This is a genomic window from Enterobacter cloacae complex sp. GF14B (assembly GCF_004136805.1).
Taxonomy (GTDB): domain Bacteria; phylum Pseudomonadota; class Gammaproteobacteria; order Enterobacterales; family Enterobacteriaceae; genus Enterobacter; species Enterobacter hormaechei_C.
This window is the reverse complement of record NZ_QFRV01000038.1, coordinates 1-21,820: the sequence shown is the minus strand read 5'-3', so window position 1 is coordinate 21,820 and position 21,820 is coordinate 1. Positions and strand designations below refer to the sequence as shown.

Genomic DNA, 21,820 nt, shown 5'->3' with positions numbered 1-21,820 from the left:
CAATAATAAGGAACCTTACATGACCATACAGCAGTGGCTGTTTTCATTCAAAGGGCGTATTGGGCGCCGTGACTTCTGGATCTGGATTGCAACGTGGGTTGTCGCCATGCTGCTTCTGTTTTTTGTTGCCTACAACGCATGGCTGAGCACGCAAACCGCGGCATTTGCGCTGGTCTGTTTACTGTGGCCAACCGCCGCCGTGGTGGTGAAACGTCTGCACGATCGTGGCCGCTCCGGCGCATGGGCTTTCCTGATTATTCTGGCGTGGATGCTGGTGGCGGGGAACTGGTCATTGCTGCCCTCAATCCTCCCATGGGTGGTGGGCAGACTGCTGCCGACGGTTATCTTTGTAATGATGGTTGTCGAACTGGGCGCGTTTATCGGCACCCAGAGCGAGAACAAATATGGAAAAGATACCCTTGAGGTGAAGTACCGCTGATCACCAGTAGTGTTCAGCGGTCATGTGGCCCGGCCGGCGGCGAAGGTGCTTCGTCATCTGTCGGGTATCTTTCAGCAGCTGCTGCGTATCGCGTACCATCTGCGGGTTACCGCACAGCATCACATGGCTGGTTTCGGTATTCATCGGTAAACCCACCGCCTCTTCCAGCGCGCCGCTTTCAATCAACGCCGGAACGCGACCGGTTAACGAGCCAGCTGCGGTTTCGCGGCTGACCACCGTCTGAATTTTTAACTTTCCGCCATATCGCTGTTCCAGCGCCTGCATCTGCGGCAAATAGCTCAGGTCTGCGGCGTAGCGCGCGGCGTGAACCAGCACGATATTTTTAAAGCGCTCCAGATCTTTGCCGTATTGCAGAATGGAAAGATACGGGCCGATGGCCGTGCCGGTCGCCAGCATCCAGAGCGTATCACAGTCGGGGATTTCATCCAGCACGAAGAACCCCGCCGCGTCGGAGACAATCTGCACTTCATCGCCTGGCTTCAGCGCAGCGAGGCGCGGGCTGAGCTTACCGTCCGGGACGGTGACCAGATAGAACTCAAGGTCCGGGTTATCAGGCGCATTAACGTAAGAGTAGGCGCGCTGTACGCGTTCACCGTCGATATCCAGCCCGAGTTTGGCAAACTGCCCGGCAGTAAACGGATGAACGGGAGCGTGCAGCGTGAGGCTAAATAGCGCATCGGTCCAGAACTGTACCTTTGTGACTTTACCTGTTACCCAGTCCGCCATGATCTTCTCCTGTGCTGTTTCTCTCTTCTATCTTCCGTACTTGTGGGAAACATTTCCAGCCCATTCGGGCCGGAAAGCTCTATCGATCAAACGGTTTTACAGAATGTGCGTCTGTACGTCCGGATCTTTACGATCGAGATAATGAATGGACTTAATGCGGCGAATAGTGCGGGATTTACCGCGGATCAGCAGGGTTTCAGTGGTGGCCATGTTGCCCTTGCGGGTGATGCCGTCCAGCAGATCGCCTTTGGTGATGCCGGTTGCGGAGAAGACCACGTTATCGCTGCGGGCCATCTCGTTTAGCGCGAGCACTTTATTGGCCTCGATGCCCATCGCCGCGCAGCGCGCCAGTTCGTCTGCACCAATGCGAAGGTTCTCGTCGCTGTCGCCTTTCACCTCATGGCGTGGCAGCAGACGCGCCTGCATATCGCCGTCCAGCGCGCGGATCACTGCCGCAGAGACCACACCCTCCGGCGCGCCGCCGATGCCGTAAAGCACGTCGACTTCGCTGTCAGGCATGCAGGTCAGAATAGAGGCGGCAACGTCGCCATCCGGAATAGCAAATACGCGCACGCCAAGCGTTTGCAGGTACGCGATGGTGGCGTCGTGGCGCGGTTTTGCCAGAATGGTCACGGTGAGTTCGCTGAGCGCTTTACCCAGCGCCGCAGCGATATTGCGCAGGTTGGCGTCCAGCGGCAGACTAAGGTCGATAGCGCCTTTAGCGCCAGGACCGACGATCAGCTTTTCCATGTACATATCGGGCGCGTTGAGGAAGCAGCCCTTATCGCCCACCGCCAGTACCGCCAGCGCGTTGGCCTGGCCCATCGCCGTCATGCGCGTGCCTTCGATCGGGTCGACCGCGATATCCACCGCATCGCCTTTGCCGGTCCCGACCTTTTCACCGATGTAGAGCATCGGCGCTTCGTCGATCTCGCCTTCACCGATGACGATAGTGCCGTCGATGTTAACCTGATTAAGCACAATGCGCATGGCGTGGACGGCTGCGCCGTCTGCGGTATTTTTGTCGCCACGGCCCAGCCACTTGTAGCCTGCGAGGGCGGCAGCTTCGGTGACGCGGGAAAACTCGATAGCAAGTTCACGTTTCATGAGGTACTCGTACAATCAAAAGGAATTGCACGAAGTTTATCACAGAGTGGGGAGGGGCGAGGGGACCGGTGCGGTTGGAGCCCCTCACCCTAACCCTCTCCCCAGGGGAGAGGGAATATAGGCTTACTCGTCGTGCTCTTCCCACGCCAGGGCACGTTTCACCGCTTTCTTCCAGCCGCTGTAGCGGTAGTTGCGCTCGGTGGTTTCGATGCCAGGACGGAATTCGCGTTCGATAACCGCTTTTTCCTGAAGCTCGTCGAGGTTTTGCCAGAAGCCAACCGCCAGACCTGCCAGATACGCCGCGCCCAGCGCCGTCACTTCTCGCACCTCAGGACGTTCAACGCGAGTGCCCAGAATGTCGGACTGGAACTGCATCAGAAAGTTGTTGGCTACTGCACCGCCGTCCACGCGCAGGGCGTGCAGACGAATGCCAGAGTCAGCCTGCATCGCTTCCAGCACGTCGCGCGTCTGGTAGGCGATGGATTCCAGCGTCGCGCGAATGATGTGGTTTGAGTTCACGCCGCGCGTCAGGCCGAAAATCGCGCCGCGGGCGTACGGATCCCAGTACGGTGCGCCCAGACCGGTGAACGCTGGCACCACGTACACGCCGTTGGTGTCTTTCACTTTGGTCGCGAAGTATTCGGAGTCAAACGCGTCGCTAATCAGCTTCATCTCGTCGCGCAGCCACTGAATGGAGGCACCCGCCATGAATACCGCGCCTTCCAGGGCATAGTTCACTTCGCCGCGCGGGCCGCAGGCGATGGTGGTCAGCAGACCGTTTTCTGATTTCACCGCTTTCTCGCCCGTGTTCATCAGCATAAAGCAGCCGGTGCCGTAGGTGTTCTTCGCCATCCCTTCTTTTACGCACAGCTGGCCGAACAGGGCTGCCTGCTGGTCACCGGCGATACCGGCGATAGGAATACGCGTGCCGCCTTTACCGCCAATGTTGGTCTGGCCGTACACTTCTGAAGATTTACGCACGTCTGGCAGCATCGCTCGCGGAATGTCCAGCGCGTCCAGCATCTTGTCATCCCACTCCAGAGTGTTGATGTTGAACAGCATGGTGCGCGAGGCGTTGGTGTAGTCGGTGACGTGAACGCGTCCCTGAGTCATCTTCCAGATAAGCCAGGTATCGACGGTACCGAAGAGCAGCTCGCCACGACGTGCGCGCTCGCGTGAACCTTCCACGTGGTCGAGGATCCACTTCACTTTGGTGCCGGAGAAATAGGGGTCAACCACCAGGCCGGTGGCGCTGCGCACGTACTCTTCCATCCCGTCGCGCTTCAGCTGTTCGCAGATCTCTGACGTACGGCGGCACTGCCAGACGATGGCGTTGTAGATGGGCTTACCGGTTTCGCGCTCCCAGACCACAGTCGTTTCACGCTGGTTGGTGATACCGATAGCGGCAATCTGGTCAGAACTGATGTCGGCTTTCGCCAGCACTTCCACCAGCGTGGAGCTTTGTGACGCCCAGATCTCCATCGGGTCGTGTTCAACCCAGCCTGGACGCGGATAAATTTGCTCAAATTCGCGTTGAGACACGCTGACAATGTTCGCGTCATGATCCATTACGACAGCGCGGGAGCTGGTAGTGCCCTGGTCGAGCGCAACGATATATTTTTTTTCGGTCATGGTATGTGTCCCGTAGTCAGATTACAGCGAAGCTTTTTGTTGTGTGGTGGAAGTTGTCTCTTTTTCCTCTTCCACACAGGTGTCGCACGGTAAGTGGCGACCAATTAATTTGCGATAGCCGAATGCGCCCAGCGCCGCCCCTACAATTGGCCCGAACAGCGGAACCAGGAAGTAAGGAATGTCTTTGCCGCCCGTGAAGGCGACATCGCCCCATCCCGCAAAGAAGGCGAAGGTTTTTGGACCCAGGTCACGCGCCGGATTCATCGCAAAACCGGTCAGCGGACCCATGGATGCGCCAATCACCGCAATCAGAAGGCCAATCAGAAGTGGTGCCAGCGGGCCGCGCGGAATGCCGTTTCCGTCGTCGCCCAGCGCCATAATGACGCCCATCAGAATAGCGGTAATCACCATTTCAACTGCGAACGCCTGCACAAAATTGATATGCGGATTCGGATACGTTGAGAAAATGCCTGCCAGATCCAGACTTTCGACACTGCCACGCACCATATGATGCGTCTGTTCGAAGTCGATGAAAAGATTGTAATAAAGCCCGTAAACTAACGCCGCTGCGCAAAAGGCGCCGGCAAATTGCGAAATGATGAAAGGAACAACTTTGCGTCCGTCAAAGCACGCGAATAGCCACAACGCGATGGTCACCGCCGGGTTAAGATGTGCGCCGGAAACCCCTGCGGTCAGGTAGATGGCCATCGCCACGCCCAGACCCCAGATAATACTGATTTCCCACTGACCAAAACTGGCACCCGCCACTTTCAGTGCAGCGACACAGCCTACTCCGAAGAATATCAACAACCCGGTACCCAGGAACTCGGCAATGCACTGGCCTTTTAAGGTTGATGTCTGACTCATAATCGGAATCCTGCAAAAGAGTAATGTTTATTGTTTGCGTGACCGCCCGTGACAGTCACGATGCCCTGTAGACATAGTGTTAATTTATCGTTAACGAGCACAAACGAGAAATATCGAAATCGAAATGTGTGGTCTGTGTCAATAAAATGAGCGTTTTCGCGCCATAAAGCGCGTTTTTGCAACAGGTAATGATTCTGGGTTGAATCATTTCTTTAACTTATGGGTTAACAACTTAGGGGTATATGCGGCGAACGCACCAGGACGAGGCCGAAAAGTGTTGCAAACCGCGATCTGCGTGGCATGCCGCTGGACAGGGGCGACGGCGCTCCATACAATCGGAACATATGTTGTGCGCGTTTACGTTAAAGCGTCGCCTTGCAATTCAGGAGAGGTAGGATCATGTCTTTAGAAGTGTTTGAGAAACTGGAATCGAAAGTACAGCAGGCGATTGACACCATCACGCTGCTGCAAATGGAAATTGAAGAGCTGAAAGAGAAGAACAACTCCCTGTCTCAGGAAGTTCAGAATGCTCAGCACAGCCGCGAAGAACTGGAGCGCGAAAACAACCAGCTGCGCGAACAGCAGAACGGCTGGCAGGAACGCTTGCAGGCGCTGCTGGGACGTATGGAAGAAGTCTGATTTCCTTGGGAATGAATTGAACAGGCCGGGTAAGGCGTAGCCGCCACCCGGCTTTTTTATGCATCTCGCTTACCGATTAACTACTCAATATCCAGCGCATCCTCAGAAAGGATAATGCCGGTATTGTCAGCATAAAGGTGGTCACCCGAGAAGAAGGTCACGCCGCCGAAGTTAACGCGCACGTCGCTTTCGCCGATGCCTTCACCCGCTGCGCCAACCGGAATGGCGGCAATGGCCTGAATACCGATATCCAGATCTTCCAGATCGTCCACCTGGCGCACGGAGCCGTAGACCACAATCCCTTCCCACTCGTTTTGCACCGCAAGGCGGGCGAGGTCCGCATCGATCAGTGCACGGCGCACTGAACCGCCACCATCCACCAGCAGAACGCGGCCACGGCCGTTCTCTTCGAGCAGATCGTACAGCAACCCGTTGTCCTCGAAACATTTCACCGTGATGATTTGTCCGCCAAACGAAGACCGTCCACCAAAGTTGGAGAACAGGGGTTCAACGACGTTGACATCTTCCTGGTAGATGTCACAAAGCTCGGAGGTATCGTATTTCATAGGTTTAACGCTCTGTTGCTGCGAATGTGTTCAGTATATCGTGCGAAATGCGTTGTTGGCAAAATCATCAATTGTTAATTGATATTTGTCAGCTAACTCAGCGTCTGGCTTAAGACAATCCCGATGACGAACAGCAGGTTAGTCAGTAACGCGCCTTTTACCGTGCGTTCCAGCATCGGCGGCATGGCGGCCGGGCTGAGTTCACGCATGACATAGCGGGCCTGCTTAATCAACAGCGGTGCGGCGAGCACAAACAGCCAGCCCCACAGGCTGTGCAGAGAAATCAGGTTGAACAGCGCCAGGCAGACCAGCGCGCCGATGAGCAGGCAGGCGTGATAGCGGCGTGCATTCACCGGCCCCAGACGCACCGCAAGGGTGTTTTTACCGTTCTCGCAGTCGCTGTCGATGTCGCGCAGGTTATTGATATTTAGCACCGCTGTCGCCAGCAGGCCACAGGCGGTCGCGGGCAGGAACAGGGCAGGGATCACCGTATGCGCCTGCAAGTACCAGCTTCCCATCACGCTTAGCCAGCCGAAGAAAACCAGCACGGAGATATCGCCCAGGCCAATATATCCGTAAGGGCGCGTGCCGACGGTATAGGTAATGGCCGCGATAATGGCGAGCAGGCCCAGCACTAGGAAGCCAATGAAGTCGCTGGTGGTTTTCGAGGCGACCGTCACCAGCGCCAGCCCGGACAGGCAAATTAACACCACGGTGATAATCAACGCCCGCTTCATCTGTGCCTGGGTGATCACCCCTTTTTGCATCCCGCGCAGCGGCCCGATACGGTCAGGCTTGTCGCTGCCTTTTACCGCATCGCCATAATCATTCGCGAGGTTAGAGAGGATTTGCAGCAGCCCGGCGGTAATGAGCGCCAGACCTGCTACCAGCGGATCGAAATGACCCTGCCACCAGGCAAGCGCGGTGCCGACAATAATAGCGGCAAAAGCCAGAGGAAGCGTTTTAGGGCGCAGACTTTCGAGCCACGCCTGCGTACGGCTGATATCAGTCATAGTTATTTAGCCAATAAAAAATGGGGGCAATAGCCCCCATCAACAGTGATGAAAATGCATTGAACGCGATTATAGAATAAAACGGCTCAGATCTTCATCTGCCACTAACGCATCCAGGTGTTTGCCCACATAGTCTGCGTCAATGGTAATGCTTTGACCGTTAAGGTCGCTCGCATCATAAGAGATGTCTTCCATCAGGCGTTCCAGCACGGTGTGCAGACGACGCGCACCGATGTTCTCGGTGGTTTCGTTGACCTGCCACGCGGCCTGGGCGATGCGCTTGATACCGTCATCGGTAAATTCAATGTTCACGCCTTCGGTCGCCATCAGCGCTTTGTACTGTACGGTCACAGAAGCGTTTGGCTCAGTCAGGATACGTTCGAAATCTTCGGTGGTCAGCGCCTGCAACTCAACGCGGATTGGCAGACGACCCTGGAGTTCCGGGATCAGGTCAGACGGGCTGGCAATCTGGAACGCACCGGAGGCGATAAACAGAATGTGGTCAGTTTTAACCATGCCGTGCTTGGTGGAGACGGTGCACCCTTCCACCAGCGGCAGCAGGTCGCGCTGAACGCCTTCGCGGGAGACATCCGGGCCGGACGCGTTGCCGCGCTTACAGATTTTGTCGATTTCGTCGATAAACACGATACCGTGCTGCTCAACCGCGTCGATAGCGTCCTGTTTCAGCTCCTCCGGGTTAACCAGCTTCGCGGCTTCTTCTTCAATCAGCAGCTTCATCGCGTCTTTGATTTTCAGCTTACGCGCTTTCTGCTTCTGCCCGCCCAGGTTCTGGAACATGGACTGCAACTGGCTGGTCATCTCTTCCATGCCCGGAGGCGCCATAATTTCCACACCCATTGGCGCGGCAGCGAGATCGATCTCAATCTCTTTATCGTCCAGCTCGCCTTCGCGCAGTTTTTTGCGGAATGCCTGACGCGCAGCAGAAGGTTCAGACTGCTGTTCAGCCTGTCCCCAGTTGTTTTTTGCCGGTGGGATCAGCACGTCGAGAATACGCTCTTCGGCCATCTCTTCGGCGCGATAGCGGTTTTTTTCAATCGCCTGGACGCGCACCATCTTAATCGCCGAATCGGTCAGATCGCGGATGATGGAGTCCACTTCTTTACCCACATAGCCCACTTCGGTGAACTTAGTGGCTTCAACTTTGATGAACGGCGCGTTAGCCAGTTTGGCCAGACGACGGGCGATTTCGGTTTTACCCACACCGGTCGGGCCGATCATCAGAATATTTTTTGGCGTCACTTCGTGGCGAAGCTCTTCGTCGAGCTGCATGCGACGCCAGCGGTTACGCAGTGCGATAGCCACGGAGCGCTTGGCATTGTCCTGGCCGATAATGTGTTTGTTCAGTTCGCTGACAATTTCGCGTGGGGTCATTTCAGACATGGGCGATCCTTACGCTTTAGACGGTAATTCTTCGATGGTGTGATTGTGGTTGGTATAGATGCAGATATCACCTGCAATATCCAACGCTTTCACCGCGATATCGCGCGCGTTCATGTCGGTATTTTCCAACAGCGCACGGGCTGCGGCCTGGGCGTACGGGCCGCCAGAGCCGATGGCAATCAGGTCGTTTTCAGGCTGAACTACGTCGCCGTTACCGGTGATGATCAGCGAGGCGTTTTCGTCAGCCACGGCCAGCAGCGCTTCGAGCTTGCGTAGCATGCGGTCGGTACGCCAGTCTTTTGCCAGCTCAACGGCGGCTTTCACCAGATGACCCTGATGCATTTCCAGTTTGCGTTCAAACAGTTCAAACAGCGTGAAGGCATCAGCCGTGCCGCCTGCGAAACCGGCGATCACTTTGTCGTTATAAAGACGACGTACTTTCTTCACGTTGCCTTTCATGACGGTATTACCCAGCGTGGCCTGGCCATCACCGGCAATTACCACCTGGCCGTTACGGCGTACACTTACTATTGTTGTCACGAGCAGACCCCCTGGTTACAGATTCGGGAAACAGAAGCCCTGAGCCTGTGCTCAGGGCTGAATTAAATGATAGATGGGGGGGATTTTGGGGGTTTCAACCCCCGGAGGCGAGTCGAATGCAGTTTGTGTGGCCAGCCACTTTCAAACGGGAAATGGTGCCGTCTGCGTTTTCTTTGCCTTTGACCGGTCCAATCACTACGCGATTCCAGCCGTTATTGGTGGTAATGCGTGAGTCAAATCCTTCAAATGCCAGCTGAGCACGCACCGTTTCTGCCTGTTCGGCGCCTTTAAACGAACCGCACTGAACCATCCAGCGGCGTTCATCTTTTTTCTCAGCCGTCTGCTTCGGCACCTCGGTCTCTTTGGTGACCGGCGCAGCCTGCTGCGTTTTTGGCTGTTGCGCAGTGGTATGCGCAGGCGTCTGCAACAGATCCTGATACGGCTGTGCCGTTTGCTTCTGCGGCTGCGCCTTCGGTTGCTGCTGGACAGGCTGAGTTTGTACGGTACGCGTCTGCTGCTGCGGTTGTGAACGCGGCTGCTGTACCGGCTGCGTCTGCGTCCACTGCTGCTGTTGCGTTTGCTGCTGAGCCTGACGCTGGCGCTGCAATGTTTGCTGACGCTGCGCCGGGGTTTGTTCGTTCCACGGCACTTCGTTCAACTGCGTAGGCTGCTGGCGCATGTCCGCCTGCATCTGAGCGAGCAATTGACGCTGTTCGTCCGTCAGCTGATCGGCATTCTTCACTTCACCCCCGGCAGAAGGCTCGGTAGGCGCACGTACGCCAGGCTGGCGGCTTTCCAGCTCTTTAATGTAGCGCCAGCGCTCTTCAGGCTTAGGAGGAAGGCCGTTGCCGACGACCTTGTTACCCTGAAGGGCTTCAGACTCTTCTTTTTTATGATGCGTAATGAAGTAGAGGCCGCCAATAAAGGCCACCAGCACGGCCGCAGCAATGGCGACCATGGCTGGGGAGACAGCAGACAGGCTACGTTGCTTGCTTTTTGAACTACTCTTTTTGCGTCGCGAAGGTGCCGGCTGGCCGCGACGTACATAATCTCGTTGTGCCACTATCGTTTCGCTGTATTTATTCGTTCGTCAGCCCGCCATGTTACTTAAGCGACGGGGCTTTGACCAGATAAGGGTGTCGAAAGGTATTTACTTTAAGTTAATGCCTGGGTAGAGCCGCGCACAATTAGCTCACAATCCAGTAGCCGTGACCCACTGCTAACTGTTTGACCGTGCAGCTGATCCAGCAAAAGCAGCATCGCTTCCCGGCCAATGTCATACCGCGGCTGTGCAACGGTCGAAAGCGGCGGATCGCAAAACTCCGAAAGCGAAATATTATCAAAACCGATTATCGACAGGTCCTGCGGCACACGCAGGCCGTGACGTTTGGCGTAGGATAACGCCCCTAGCGCCATCACGTCGCTGTGGCAGAAGACCGCGGTAGGCGGTTCTGGCAAGGCCAGCAATTTTTCCAGCGCCTGCCCGCCCGCTTCAAAGGTGAAATCACCGCGCGCAATGTAGTGCGGATCGACGATAGCCCCGGTACGGCGCAGCGCCTGAACGTAGCCCTGCAAGCGGTAATGACACAGCGGCATCTCTTCTGGTCCGGCGATACAACCGATGCGCTTATGCCCCAGTTCCTGAAGATAGTTCACGGCGTTGAACGCGGCGGTGAGGTTATCGATATGAACGGTTGGCAGCTCCAGCTCCGGCGCGAATTCGTTCGCCATGACCATCGGCGGTAAATTGCGCTGTTCTTCAATGCTGGCATCAAACGGCAGGCGTGAGCCAAGCAGCAGCATGCCATCAATCTGCTTGGTGATGATCAGGTCGATGAACGTTTTTTCCTGCTGGTTCTGGTGGGCACAATCGCCAATCAGCACCAGATAGCCCTGGGCGGCGGCCGTGACTTCAATGCCGCGGATGATTTCGCTGAAGAAGGGATCGCAGATGTCGGGCACGATCACCAGGATGGTGCGGGATTCGTTGCGTTTTACGTTACGCCCCATGGCTTGCGGAAAATAACCGACCTCAAGCGCCGCCTTTTCAACCCGGTTTCGGGTCGCCTGGGAGACTTTGTCAGGGTTCATCAATGCGCGGGACACGGTTGCTGTTGAGACTTGTGCTTTCTCGGCAACGTCTTTCATGGTCGCCGAGGCAACCTCTTTCCTGGACTTCAACGTCTTCTCCTCGCCTGAACACCGAACTGCGGACCGCACCATTTTTACAGATAGTTAATGGAATCGGTTACAGAATTTTCATAAAAAGTGTGAGGCGCATTAAATTTTTCGATCCGTCTTCAGCCTTCAATCGGATCGACGTCCAGAACCCACTTCACTTTTCGCGCTTCCGGCAGGGTATTGATCAGCGCCAGCGTGCCGCTGACGATCTGCTGTAAACGGATACGCGAGGGGTGCTGAAGTAAGAGTTGCCAGCGGAAACGGCCGCCGCGTTTCGGGGCGAGCGCGGGTACCGGGCCTAAAATCCACAGCTGATTATCCACCAGCGGGCTGGCTTGCAGGAGGTTTCTCAGCTGTTGCAGGAACAGCGGCGCCTGCTGGTTATTATGGTCTTCCGCACGGATGATAACGTGGCTGGTCCACGGGGGAAGCTGCATCGTCTGACGTTCGGCCAGCGCCTGGTCCGCGAAGGCGTCATAGCCTTTGTGCAGCAGGGTTTGCAGCAGCGGATGTTCAGGGTGGTGCGTTTGCAGCACCACCTCGCCCTGCTTACCCGCTCGACCAGCGCGACCGGCAACCTGGGTATAAAGCTGGGCGAAACGCTCGGCGGAGCGAAAATCCGCGGAGAACAGCGCGCCGTCGACGTCCAGCAGGGCGACCAGCGTCACGTCCGGGAAGTGGTGCCCTTTCGCCAGCATCTGAGTACCAATCAGGATACGCGCGCCGCCACGATGTACTTCCGCCAGTTGCTGCTCAAGCGCCCCTTTACGGCTGGTGGTATCCCTGTCGATACGGGAGATGGGCACATCCGGGAAGAAGGGCGCGAGCGCCTGTTCAAGCTGTTCCGTTCCCAGACCGACCGGCACGATGTGCGTTGAGCCGCAGGACGGGCACTGACGGGGGACCGGACGCTGGCTGTCGCAGTGGTGGCAGCGCAAATGGCGCTGAGCCTGGTGGAAGGTGTAGTAGTGATCGCAGCGCGGGCACTCCGCGATCCAGCCGCAGTCGTGGCACAGCAGCGCAGGCGCAAAGCCGCGGCGGTTCAGGAACAGGATCACCTGGTTGCCCGCCTGCAAATGCTGACGCATGCGGCTAATCAGCGCAGGCGCTAACCCGGCCTGCACCTGCTGACCTTTCAGATCCAGCACATGCTGAATGGCCGGGCGGGCATTTCCCGCGCGGCGCGTCAGGCGCAGCATGTGGTATTTACGCTGGCGAACGTTGTGCAGCGTTTCAAGCGCGGGGGTGGCAGACCCGAGAATAATGGGGATTTGCTCGCTGTGGGCGCGGTACACGGCTAAGTCGCGGGCGTGATAGCGCCAGCCTTCCTGCTGTTTATAGGAGCTGTCATGCTCTTCATCGATCACGATAACGCCGAGATTTTTAAACGGCGTAAACAGCGATGAACGGGTGCCGATCACAATCGCCGCTTCGCCGTTTTTCGCTTTCAGCCAGGCGCTGAGGCGCTCGCTGTCGTTCAGGCCGGAGTGCAGAACCTCAACGGGCGCATTAAAACGTTCACGGAAACGCGCGATGGTTTGCGGCGTCAGGCCGATTTCCGGCACCATCACCAGCGCCTGTTTGCCCTGCGCGAGCACGTTTTCCAGCACGCTCAGATACACTTCGGTTTTACCGGAGCCGGTGACGCCCGCCAGCAGCCAGGCGGAAAAACGATCGGCAGCGCTGTGAATCGCGCCTACGGCGGTGGCCTGCTCGGTATTCAGACGCAGACGATCGCCCGAGACGGAAAAGCCGTCGCGCCAGTCGTGAAGGGCAGGTGCTTCACTGGCCAGCTCGCTCAGCCCTTTCTTCCTTAATGCCTGCAACGCGGTTTCGCTTACCTCAAGCTCGTCGACCTGATGGCGCCAGATTTTTCCCTGGCGCAGCGCGGCCAACGCCTGCTGCTGTTTTTGCGAGCGCTTCAGGCTGTTAATGTCCACCGCCTGGCCCTGCTCGGTGGCAAACCAGTACCACATTGGCGCGTGGCTGGCGCTCTTACCCTGGCGCAGCATAATGGGCAGGGCATGGAACAGGACATCGCCAATCGGATGATGATAATAATCTGCCGCCCACAGCAGCAGTCGCCAGGTGCTGGTGGAGTAAACCGGCTCGCTGTCCAGCACCTCAACAACCGATTTCAGCTCGTTAAGCGGCAGTTCGCTTTTATTACTGACGGACACCACGATCCCCACGCGCTGCTGTTTGCCAAACGGCACGGTCACGCGACAGCCCGCTTTGGCGCTCATGCTGTCGGGCAGCAGGTAGTCAAAGGTGCGGGGAAGCGGAACGGGCAGGGCAACGTGAGCGACGGGCATCGAATCTTCCTGACTTGAAAAGTGGCGCGTTAGTATACACATTAGTGAAAGCGGCGTGCGGATCAGTTTGCATACGTTGGTCAAATTCTGTATGATTCGCCGCCTTTGGTGTATTTTACGCCAAAGAACTTACATTCAACATCGCGTGGTGTCTGGCGTTAGGGCTGGAAGAGCGACGCGGCCTTAACTGAGGTTCTCCCATGAAAAAAGATATTCACCCGAAATACGAAATGATTACTGCAAACTGCTCTTGCGGTAACTCTATCCAGATCCGCTCTACCGTGGGTCACGATCTGAACCTGGACGTGTGCGGCAAATGCCACCCGTTCTACACTGGTAAGCAGCGTGATGTTGCAACCGGTGGCCGTGTTGACCGCTTCAACAAGCGTTTCAGCATCCCGGGCGCTAAATAAGCATCCAGAAGAAACCGCCTCCGGGCGGTTTTTTTGTGCCTGTAATATCTTTCCTGAATTAATTCTGTATTTATATTTTCTCTTCAAATATATATTTTAATTTTTCCGAAAAATAATCACCGTGTCTTAATATATTCCTATTTATACGGATAGTGAGCTTTATCTCTGTATTCTTGGCCTGTTTGCCATTTTATTGCCGGATATGGCAATAAATAAAAGGTTTCCCTCTGGGTGTAAAATTACACTGCGCTCGACATAAATTCTTATTTGCCATTTCAACAGCGATGGCTTTCAGGGTGTATTTACTTTGAGGGAAAAAGGATGAAACTGAAGCAACTTTTATTCGTGCTTCCATTACTATCGTGCGCGGCGCAGGCGGGATATGTTGATTACCGACACGAGTATTACGACGATGGACGTAACTATGACCGTGTATACATGTCACACCGTTTCGGGACGGGCTTTGGTGTGGCCGTAGAGGCCGTCTCACGCTCAGACGAAAAGCAATCTAATGATGCGCTCAATAATATGGAGAGTAACAGCAACGAATATACTGCCAGCTACCAGTTTACCTGGCAGGGATTTATCTGGCAGCCGGGTGTCGCGGTTGAAATGGGTGACGACATGGCTATTTATAAACCCTATTTACGCGTACAGTATAATATTAATGACAGCTGGTGGACGGCGTTCCGTTATCGTACCGAATATACCCGCCGTAATGCAGACGGTAAAGATGACAGACTGGTATATCGCCCGGAAATGTGGCTGGGATATAATATTGATAACTGGATGTTTGAGCTGAACGGAATTTATAAATTCGCCGACAACGAAGATCTGTATAACAACAAAAAAGAGGATTACGAATATAACTTCCGCGTGGCGTATAACATCGATTCGTGGGTGCCATTCGTGGAGGTGGGTAATGTCTCTTCCGGCTATAACACTGCTACCACTGACGACCGACAAACGCGTCTGCGTGTCGGCTTAGGTTACAACTTCTGAGAAACCATCCCGCTGAGCACCCTCAGCGGGACCGCATCGCTGTTAGTATTCCCAGGTCTCCGGGTCGATACCCAGTTCACGCATGATCACCTTCGCCTCTTCCGGGATTTCGTCACTGCGTTCTTTACGCAGATCGTCATCGTTCGGCAACGGTTGGCCGGTAAACGCATGCAGGAACGCTTCGCACAGCAGTTCGCTGTTAGTGGCGTGACGCAGGTTGTTCACCTGACGACGCGTACGTTCATCGGTGAGGATCTTCAACACCTTCAGAGGAATGGACACCGTGATTTTCTTGACTTGCTCACTCTTCTTACCGTGCTCAGCGTATGGGCTGATATATTCGCCGCTCCATTCAGCCATGAGATACCTTTAATCCTCTCAGTCATTAATCTAAAGGTGCAAAACCCGTAACCATCAGTTTTGAACCGTAATCTTGCGTAGTTTACCGTAGAGACGATACCGAGGCACGGATATTGCCGCTGTAGCGTGTCCTAAAGCATATAATTTTAACGGCTATTTGCGCATTGCTCAATCTATACGCAAAGAAGTTTAGATGTCCAGATGTATTGACGTCCATACTTTCAATGTTTACTCTGGTGCCTGACTTTTCACCTCATTCGCCAGGAAGCCTCACCATGACGCGTAAACAGGCCACCATCGCAGTGCGTAGCGGATTGAATGATGACGAGCAGTACGGCTGCGTTGTCCCGCCAATTCATCTCTCCAGTACCTATAATTTCACCGGATTTAATGAACCTCGCGCGCATGACTACTCGCGTCGCGGCAATCCTACGCGCGACGTCACCCAGCGCGCGCTGGCGGAACTGGAAGGCGGCGCAGGGGCGGTATTAACCAATACCGGCATGTCTGCCATTCACCTGGTAACCACAGTGTTCCTGAAACCTGGCGATCTGCTGGTGGCGCCACACGACTGTTACGGCGGCAGCTATCGTCTGTTTGATAGCCTGGCGAAACGTGGCTGCTACCGTGTGCTGTTTGTCGATCAAAACGACGAACAGGCGCTGAAACAGGCGCTTGCCGAGCAGCCGAAGCTGGTTCTGGTGGAAAGTCCAAGCAATCCATTGTTGCGCGTAGTCGATATTGCGAAAATTTGTCAGCTCGCAAGGGATGCGGGAGCGATAAGTGTAGTGGATAATACGTTCCTCAGTCCGGCCCTTCAGAACCCACTGGCACTGGGTGCCGATCTGGTGTTGCATTCATGCACGAAATATCTGAACGGCCATTCTGACGTGGTGGCGGGCGTGGTGATTGCCAAAGATCCCGACGTTGTCACCGAACTGGCATGGTGGGCCAATAACATTGGCGTCACCGCGGGCGCGTTCGACAGCTATTTGCTGCTGCGCGGTATTCGCACGCTATCACCGCGTATGGACGTGGCGCAGCGTAATGCCCAGGCGATCGTGGATTTCCTGAAAACCCAGCCGCTGGTGAAAAAGCTTTATCACCCGTCGCTGCCGGAAAACCAGGGGCACGAGATTGCCGCGCGCCAACAGAAAGGATTTGGCGCGATGTTAAGTTTTGAACTGGACGGTGACGAGCAAACGCTGCGTCGCTTCCTGAGCGGGTTGTCATTGTTTACGCTGGCGGAATCCTTAGGGGGAGTAGAAAGCTTGATCTCCCACGCCGCAACTATGACGCACGCAGGTATGGCACCCGAAGCACGTGCCGCCGCCGGGATTTCCGAGACGCTGCTGCGTATCTCGACCGGTATTGAAGATTCTGAAGATTTAATTGCCGATCTGGAAAATGGCTTCCGGGTCGCAGCCAAGGGGTAATCATGAGTGTGATAGCGCAGGCAGGGGCGAAGGGTCGTCAGCTGCACAAGTTTGGTGGTAGTAGTCTTGCTGATGTGAAATGTTACCTGCGTGTCGCAGGGATCATGACCGAGTATTCACAGCCGGGGGACATGATGGTTGTCTCTGCGGCAGGCAGCACCACCAACCAGTTGATTAGCTGGCTGAAACTGAGCCAGACCGATCGCCTCTCTGCGCATCAGGTGCAACAGTCCTTACGTCGTTACCAGAGCGAACTGATTGCCGGTTTGCTGCCTGCGGACGTGGCGGACGGGCTGATTAGCGCTTTTACGCACGACCTTGAGCGTCTGGCCGCTCTGCTGGACAGCGGCATTACCGATGCGGTGTATGCCGAAGTGGTTGGCCACGGTGAAGTGTGGTCTGCGCGCCTGATGGCCGCCGTGCTGCAACACCTGGGTGTGGAAGCCGCCTGGCTCGACGCGCGTGATTTCCTGCGTGCCGAACGTGCCGCGCAGCCGCAGGTGGACGAAGGGTTGTCCTACCCACTGCTGCAACAGCTGCTGGTGCAACATCCCGGTAAACGTATTGTCGTCACCGGCTTTATCAGCCGCAGCAATGCCGGCGAAACCGTTCTGCTGGGCCGTAACGGCTCTGACTACTCGGCAACACAGATTGGTGCCCTGGCGGGCGTGTCCCGCGTCACCATCTGGAGCGACGTGGCCGGTGTGTACAGCGCGGACCCGCGCAAAGTGAAAGATGCCTGCCTGCTGCCGCTGCTGCGTCTCGACGAAGCGAGCGAGCTGGCGCGTCTGGCGGCCCCGGTGCTGCACGCGCGCACGCTACAGCCGGTTTCCGGCAGCGACATCGACCTGCAACTACGCTGTAGCTACACGCCGGATCAGGGTTCCACCCGCATCGAGCGCGTGCTGGCATCCGGTACGGGCGCGCGCATTGTCACCAGCCACGATGACATCTGCCTGATTGAGTTCCAGGTGCCTGCGGGCCAGGATTTCAAACTGGCGCACAAAGATATCGACACCATCCTGAAACGTGCCCAGGTGCGTCCGCTGGCCGTTGGCGTACATAACGATCGTCAGCTGTTGCAGTTCTGCTATACCGCTGAAGTGGTGGACAGCGCCCTGAAAATTCTGGATGAAGCGGGCCTGCCGGGCGAGCTTCGCCTGCGTCAGGGGCTGGCGCTGGTGGCGATGGTGGGCGCGGGCGTCACCCGTAACCCGCTCCACTGCCACCGCTTCTGGCAGCAGCTGAAAGGCCAGCCGGTGGAGTTCACCTGGCAATCAGAAGAGGGCATCAGCCTGGTTGCCGTTCTGCGTAAAGGGCCAACCGAAAGCCTGATTCAGGGCCTGCATACCTCCCTGTTCCGTGCGGAAAAACGCATCGGCCTGGTGCTGTTTGGTAAAGGCAACATCGGTTCCCGCTGGCTGGAGCTGTTCGCCCGCGAACAGGTCACGCTCTCGGCGCGTACCGGGTTCGAATTCATTCTCGCAGGCGTGGTGGACAGCCGCCGCAGCCTGCTGAACTACGAAGGGCTGGATGCCAGCCGCGCGCTGGCCTTCTTTAATGATGAAGCCGTCGAGCAAGATGAAGAGTCGCTGTTCCTGTGGATGCGTGCGCACCCGTATGACGATCTGGTAGTGCTGGATGTGACCGCCAGCGAGCAGCTGGCCGATCAGTATCTGGATTTCGCCAGCCACGGGTTCCACGTCATCAGCGCCAACAAGCTGGCGGGCGCGAGCAGCACTGATAAATACCGTCAGATCCATGACGCATTCGAAAAAACGGGTCGTCACTGGCTGTATAACGCCACCGTTGGCGCGGGCCTGCCGGTGAACCATACCGTGCGCGACCTGATTGAAAGCGGCGACAGCATTCTGGCGCTGAGCGGGATCTTCTCCGGCACGCTCTCCTGGCTGTTTTTGCAGTTTGACGGCACCGTTCCGTTCACCGACCTGGTGGATCAGGCGTGGCAGCAGGGCTTAACCGAGCCGGATCCGCGCGTTGACCTTGCCGGTAAAGATGTGATGCGCAAGCTGGTGATCCTGGCGCGTGAAGCCGGCTACGACATTGAGCCGGGTCAGGTACGCGTTGAGTCGCTGGTGCCTGCGGGCTGCGAGGAAGGGTCCGTCGATCACTTCTTCGAGAACGGCGACGAGCTGAACGAGCAGATGGTGCAACGTCTGGAAGCAGCTAACGAGATGGGGCTGGTGCTGCGTTACGTGGCGCGCTTCGAGGCGAACGGTAAAGCGCGCGTGGGCGTGGAGGCGGTGCGTCCTGAACATCCGCTGGCGGCGCTCCTGCCATGCGACAACGTCTTCGCCATCGAAAGCCGCTGGTACCGCGATAACCCGCTGGTGATCCGTGGCCCGGGCGCGGGGCGCGATGTCACCGCCGGAGCCATTCAGTCCGACATTAATCGTCTGGCTAAGCTGCTGTAACGTCTGCATTTCCCTCTCCCTGTGGGAGAGGGTCGGGGTGAGGGTATCAGACCGCACTCACCCCCATCATGAATGCCCTTCATCTTCCCTGAACAAACCTCACCGTTAATGTTGATTATTTCTGTTGACGTCATCCCGCTTTTCCGTCATTTTTACATCTGGACGTCTAAACGTATAGAAGTTCACAACACAACAGACAATGACACGCGATTGATAGGGGTAGGGTATGAGCTTTTTTCACGCCAACCAGCGGGAAGCACTGAACCAGAGCCTGGCCGAAGTAAACGGCCAGATTAACGTCTCTTTTGAATTTTTCCCGCCGCGCACCAGTGAAATGGAGCAAACCCTGTGGAGCTCTATCGATCGCCTGAGCAGCCTCAAGCCGAAGTTCGTCTCCGTGACCTACGGCGCCAACTCCGGTGAGCGTGACCGCACGCACAGCATCATTAAGGGCATTAAAGACCGAACCGGTCTGGAAGCGGCGCCGCACCTGACCTGTATCGACGCCACCCGTGATGAACTGCGCGCCATTGCCCAGGACTACTGGAATAACGGCATTCGCCACATTGTGGCCCTGCGCGGCGACCTCCCGCCAGGCAGCGGTAAGCCAGAGATGTTTGCCGCCGATCTGGTCGGCCTGCTGAAAGACGTTGCCGACTTTGATATCTCCGTGGCCGCCTACCCTGAAGTTCACCCGGAAGCCAAAAGTGCCCAGGCGGATCTGCTCAACCTGAAGCGTAAAGTGGAGGCTGGTGCTAACCGTGCGATTACTCAGTTCTTCTTTGACGTTGAAAGCTACCTGCGCTTTCGTGACCGCTGCGTCTCGGCAGGTATTGATGTCGAAATCATCCCTGGTATTCTGCCGGTCTCGAACTTCAAACAGGCGAAGAAATTCGCGGATATGACCAACGTGCGCATTCCGCTGTGGATGTCCAAAATGTATGAAGGGCTGGACGACGACCCGGAAACCCGCAAGCTGGTGGGGGCCAATATCGCGATGGACATGGTGAAGATTTTAAGCCGCGAAGGGGTGAAAGATTTCCATTTCTATACCCTGAATCGCGCGGAAATGAGCTATGCCATTTGCCATACGCTCGGTGTTCGCCCGGCGCTGTAAAGTAAAAAGCCCTCATAAAACGAGGGTTTTTTAATCGAACAGAGAGTTAAAAGGTATTAGCTATCGAATCTGTGGATTAATTCAACTATCTCTTATCGCTAGTGGTGTATATCGTAACGGTAACACTGTAAAGGGAGCATAGCGATGAGCATGTCAGACGAGACCAATAACGCGGCATCCGCCGGCAAATGTCCGTTCCACCAGGGCGGCGTCGATCACAGCGCGGGTGCAGGTACCGGCAGCAAAGATTGGTGGCCTAAACAACTCCGCATCGATCTTCTAAACCAACATTCCAACCGTTCGAACCCGCTGGGTGAAGACTTCGACTACCGCAAAGAATTCAGCAAGCTCGACTATTCCGCCCTTAAGGGCGATCTCAAAGCCCTTTTAACCGACTCACAACCGTGGTGGCCTGCCGACTGGGGAAGCTATGCGGGCCTGTTTATTCGTATGGCCTGGCACGGTGCGGGTACCTATCGCTCCGTTGACGGTCGCGGCGGCGCGGGGCGCGGCCAGCAACGTTTTGCGCCGCTGAACTCCTGGCCTGATAACGTCAGCCTGGATAAGGCTCGCCGTCTGCTGTGGCCAGTTAAGCAAAAATACGGACAAAAAATCTCCTGGGCCGACCTGTTTATCCTCGCGGGTAACGTGGCGCTGGAGAACTCCGGCTTCCGCACTTTTGGTTTCGGTGCCGGGCGTGAAGACGTCTGGGAACCGGATCTGGATGTGAACTGGGGCGATGAAAAAGCCTGGCTGACCCACCGTGACCCGGAAGCGCTGGCGAAGCGCCCGCTTGCGGCCACTGAAATGGGCCTGATTTACGTTAACCCGGAAGGGCCAAACGCCAGCGGTGAACCGCTGTCTGCGGCGGCGGCGATCCGCGCTACCTTTGGCAATATGGGCATGAACGACGAAGAGACCGTCGCGCTGATTGCAGGCGGCCATACGCTCGGTAAAACGCACGGCGCAGGCGAAGCCACGCATGTGGGCACTGACCCGGAAGCGTCGCCGATTGAAGCGCAGGGTCTGGGCTGGGCCAGCACGCACGGCACCGGTATTGGCGCTGACGCCATCACCTCCGGGCTGGAAGTTATCTGGTCTCAAACCCCGACCCAGTGGAGCAACTACTTCTTCGAGAACCTGTTCAAATACGAATGGGTGCAGACACGTAGCCCGGCGGGCGCCATTCAGTTTGAAGCCGTGGATGCGCCAGAAATTATGCCTGACCCGTTTGACCCGTCGAAAAAACGCAAGCCAACCATGCTGGTCACCGACCTGACGCTGCGTTTTGATCCGGAATTCGAGAAAATTTCCCGTCGCTTCCTGAACGATCCGCAGGCCTTCAACGAAGCCTTTGCGCGCGCGTGGTTCAAGCTGACCCATCGCGATATGGGGCCAAAAGCGCGGTACATTGGCCCGGAAGTGCCGAAAGAAGATTTGATTTGGCAGGATCCGCTGCCTCAGCCGGTGTTCCATCCGACGCAGGAAGATATTGAAAGCCTGAAAGCGGAAATCGCGGCCTCTGGTCTCTCCGTGAGCGAGCTGGTTTCCGTGGCCTGGGCGTCGGCATCGACCTTCCGCGGCGGCGACAAGCGTGGCGGCGCTAACGG

General features: G+C 56.3%; 20 protein-coding genes. 8 read left to right on the top strand and 12 right to left on the bottom strand.

The features are described 5' to 3' along the window. Nucleotides 1–19: 19 nt before the first annotated feature. Nucleotides 20–439, top strand: a complete 420-nt coding sequence (locus tag DD606_RS13840; RefSeq protein WP_003862022.1) for a DUF805 domain-containing protein — start codon at nucleotides 20–22, stop codon at nucleotides 437–439. Here the strand turns inward: DD606_RS13840 and fpr are convergent, their stop codons facing one another. From fpr to DD606_RS13820, 4 genes are all read right to left on the bottom strand, one after another. Then, nucleotides 440–1,186 (bottom strand): ferredoxin--NADP(+) reductase, encoded by a 747-nt coding sequence (gene fpr / locus DD606_RS13835; protein ID WP_003862024.1) that lies wholly within the window; start codon nucleotides 1,184–1,186, stop codon nucleotides 440–442. A 96-nt stretch (nucleotides 1,187–1,282) separates the two neighbouring features. Beyond that, a complete protein-coding gene (gene glpX / locus DD606_RS13830) occupies nucleotides 1,283–2,293 on the bottom strand; it encodes a class II fructose-bisphosphatase (RefSeq protein WP_023315041.1) in 1,011 nt (336 codons plus the stop codon). 123 nt (nucleotides 2,294–2,416) lie between these two features. After that, nucleotides 2,417–3,925 carry a glycerol kinase GlpK gene (glpK, locus tag DD606_RS13825; protein ID WP_003862028.1) on the bottom strand — a complete coding sequence of 503 codons (1,509 nt, stop codon included), beginning with the start codon at nucleotides 3,923–3,925 and terminating at the stop codon, nucleotides 2,417–2,419. 21 nt (nucleotides 3,926–3,946) lie between these two features. Continuing rightward, nucleotides 3,947–4,792, bottom strand: coding sequence for an MIP/aquaporin family protein (locus tag DD606_RS13820; protein WP_003862030.1), 846 nt, complete (start codon nucleotides 4,790–4,792; stop codon nucleotides 3,947–3,949). Between the two features lie 399 nt (nucleotides 4,793–5,191). Between DD606_RS13820 and zapB the strand changes: the two genes are divergently transcribed. Then, nucleotides 5,192–5,431: a septal ring assembly protein ZapB gene (gene zapB, locus DD606_RS13815; RefSeq protein ID WP_003862031.1), complete on the top strand. Its 240-nt coding sequence runs from the start codon at nucleotides 5,192–5,194 to the stop codon at nucleotides 5,429–5,431. 80 nt (nucleotides 5,432–5,511) lie between these two features. Here the strand turns inward: zapB and rraA are convergent, their stop codons facing one another. The 7 genes from rraA to priA form a co-directional block, all read right to left on the bottom strand. Continuing rightward, the gene (rraA, locus tag DD606_RS13810) at nucleotides 5,512–5,997 is read right to left on the bottom strand and encodes a ribonuclease E activity regulator RraA (protein ID WP_003862032.1); all 486 of its coding nucleotides are present in this window, start codon (nucleotides 5,995–5,997) and stop codon (nucleotides 5,512–5,514) included. Between the two features lie 92 nt (nucleotides 5,998–6,089). Beyond that, entirely contained in the window at nucleotides 6,090–7,016 is a 927-nt protein-coding gene (gene menA, locus DD606_RS13805; protein WP_114078568.1) for a 1,4-dihydroxy-2-naphthoate polyprenyltransferase, read from the bottom strand. 63 nt (nucleotides 7,017–7,079) lie between these two features. Further along, complete coding sequence (gene hslU, locus DD606_RS13800; protein ID WP_003862035.1) at nucleotides 7,080–8,411, bottom strand: HslU--HslV peptidase ATPase subunit; 1,332 nt, start codon at nucleotides 8,409–8,411, stop codon at nucleotides 7,080–7,082. 9 nt (nucleotides 8,412–8,420) lie between these two features. Continuing rightward, nucleotides 8,421–8,951 (bottom strand): ATP-dependent protease subunit HslV, encoded by a 531-nt coding sequence (gene hslV, locus DD606_RS13795; RefSeq protein WP_003862036.1) that lies wholly within the window; start codon nucleotides 8,949–8,951, stop codon nucleotides 8,421–8,423. Nucleotides 8,952–9,045: 94 nt separating this feature from the next. After that, on the bottom strand, nucleotides 9,046–10,014 hold the full coding sequence (gene ftsN / locus DD606_RS13790; protein ID WP_003862037.1) for a cell division protein FtsN: 969 nt from the start codon (nucleotides 10,012–10,014) through the stop codon (nucleotides 9,046–9,048). A 92-nt stretch (nucleotides 10,015–10,106) separates the two neighbouring features. After that, complete coding sequence (gene cytR / locus DD606_RS13785) at nucleotides 10,107–11,132, bottom strand: DNA-binding transcriptional regulator CytR (protein WP_003862038.1); 1,026 nt, start codon at nucleotides 11,130–11,132, stop codon at nucleotides 10,107–10,109. Between the two features lie 119 nt (nucleotides 11,133–11,251). Then, nucleotides 11,252–13,447 (bottom strand): primosomal protein N', encoded by a 2,196-nt coding sequence (gene priA, locus DD606_RS13780; RefSeq protein WP_023315037.1) that lies wholly within the window; start codon nucleotides 13,445–13,447, stop codon nucleotides 11,252–11,254. Between the two features lie 200 nt (nucleotides 13,448–13,647). Between priA and rpmE the strand changes: the two genes are divergently transcribed. Both rpmE and DD606_RS13770 read left to right on the top strand, forming a co-directional pair. After that, on the top strand, nucleotides 13,648–13,860 hold the full coding sequence (gene rpmE / locus DD606_RS13775) for a 50S ribosomal protein L31 (RefSeq protein ID WP_003862040.1): 213 nt from the start codon (nucleotides 13,648–13,650) through the stop codon (nucleotides 13,858–13,860). 321 nt (nucleotides 13,861–14,181) lie between these two features. Continuing rightward, complete coding sequence (locus DD606_RS13770) at nucleotides 14,182–14,862, top strand: oligogalacturonate-specific porin KdgM family protein (RefSeq protein WP_032608106.1); 681 nt, start codon at nucleotides 14,182–14,184, stop codon at nucleotides 14,860–14,862. Between the two features lie 42 nt (nucleotides 14,863–14,904). Here DD606_RS13770 and metJ read toward each other — a convergent pair whose 3' ends face one another. Further along, nucleotides 14,905–15,222: a met regulon transcriptional regulator MetJ gene (metJ, locus tag DD606_RS13765; protein WP_003862042.1), complete on the bottom strand. Its 318-nt coding sequence runs from the start codon at nucleotides 15,220–15,222 to the stop codon at nucleotides 14,905–14,907. A 275-nt stretch (nucleotides 15,223–15,497) separates the two neighbouring features. Between metJ and metB the strand changes: the two genes are divergently transcribed. The 4 genes from metB to katG form a co-directional block, all read left to right on the top strand. Then, nucleotides 15,498–16,658, top strand: coding sequence for a cystathionine gamma-synthase (gene metB / locus DD606_RS13760; protein ID WP_017383102.1), 1,161 nt, complete (start codon nucleotides 15,498–15,500; stop codon nucleotides 16,656–16,658). 2 nt (nucleotides 16,659–16,660) lie between these two features. Beyond that, on the top strand, nucleotides 16,661–19,093 hold the full coding sequence (locus DD606_RS13755) for a bifunctional aspartate kinase/homoserine dehydrogenase II (RefSeq protein ID WP_003862044.1): 2,433 nt from the start codon (nucleotides 16,661–16,663) through the stop codon (nucleotides 19,091–19,093). Between the two features lie 226 nt (nucleotides 19,094–19,319). Next, nucleotides 19,320–20,210, top strand: a complete 891-nt coding sequence (metF, locus tag DD606_RS13750; RefSeq protein WP_003862045.1) for a methylenetetrahydrofolate reductase — start codon at nucleotides 19,320–19,322, stop codon at nucleotides 20,208–20,210. A 144-nt stretch (nucleotides 20,211–20,354) separates the two neighbouring features. Continuing rightward, nucleotides 20,355–21,820: catalase/peroxidase HPI (gene katG / locus DD606_RS13745; RefSeq protein ID WP_129258773.1), on the top strand; the 1,466-nt coding region annotated here is incomplete at its 3' end.

Bases quoted from the DNA above. Each gene is read 5' to 3' on its own strand.
- glpK (WP_003862028.1), bottom strand. From the start codon at position 3,925: ATGACCGAAAAAAAATATATCGTTGCGCTCGACCAGGGCACTACCAGC.
- metB (WP_017383102.1), top strand. From the start codon at position 15,498: ATGACGCGTAAACAGGCCACCATCGCAGTGCGTAGCGGATTGAATGAT.
- hslU (WP_003862035.1), bottom strand. From the start codon at position 8,411: ATGTCTGAAATGACCCCACGCGAAATTGTCAGCGAACTGAACAAACAC.
- DD606_RS13770 (WP_032608106.1), top strand. From the start codon at position 14,182: ATGAAACTGAAGCAACTTTTATTCGTGCTTCCATTACTATCGTGCGCG.
- rpmE (WP_003862040.1), top strand. From the start codon at position 13,648: ATGAAAAAAGATATTCACCCGAAATACGAAATGATTACTGCAAACTGC.
- metJ (WP_003862042.1), bottom strand. From the start codon at position 15,222: ATGGCTGAATGGAGCGGCGAATATATCAGCCCATACGCTGAGCACGGT.
- DD606_RS13820 (WP_003862030.1), bottom strand. From the start codon at position 4,792: ATGAGTCAGACATCAACCTTAAAAGGCCAGTGCATTGCCGAGTTCCTG.
- DD606_RS13755 (WP_003862044.1), top strand. From the start codon at position 16,661: ATGAGTGTGATAGCGCAGGCAGGGGCGAAGGGTCGTCAGCTGCACAAG.
- metF (WP_003862045.1), top strand. From the start codon at position 19,320: ATGAGCTTTTTTCACGCCAACCAGCGGGAAGCACTGAACCAGAGCCTG.
- zapB (WP_003862031.1), top strand. From the start codon at position 5,192: ATGTCTTTAGAAGTGTTTGAGAAACTGGAATCGAAAGTACAGCAGGCG.
- rraA (WP_003862032.1), bottom strand. From the start codon at position 5,997: ATGAAATACGATACCTCCGAGCTTTGTGACATCTACCAGGAAGATGTC.
- fpr (WP_003862024.1), bottom strand. From the start codon at position 1,186: ATGGCGGACTGGGTAACAGGTAAAGTCACAAAGGTACAGTTCTGGACC.
- priA (WP_023315037.1), bottom strand. From the start codon at position 13,447: ATGCCCGTCGCTCACGTTGCCCTGCCCGTTCCGCTTCCCCGCACCTTT.
- DD606_RS13840 (WP_003862022.1), top strand. From the start codon at position 20: ATGACCATACAGCAGTGGCTGTTTTCATTCAAAGGGCGTATTGGGCGC.
- glpX (WP_023315041.1), bottom strand. From the start codon at position 2,293: ATGAAACGTGAACTTGCTATCGAGTTTTCCCGCGTCACCGAAGCTGCC.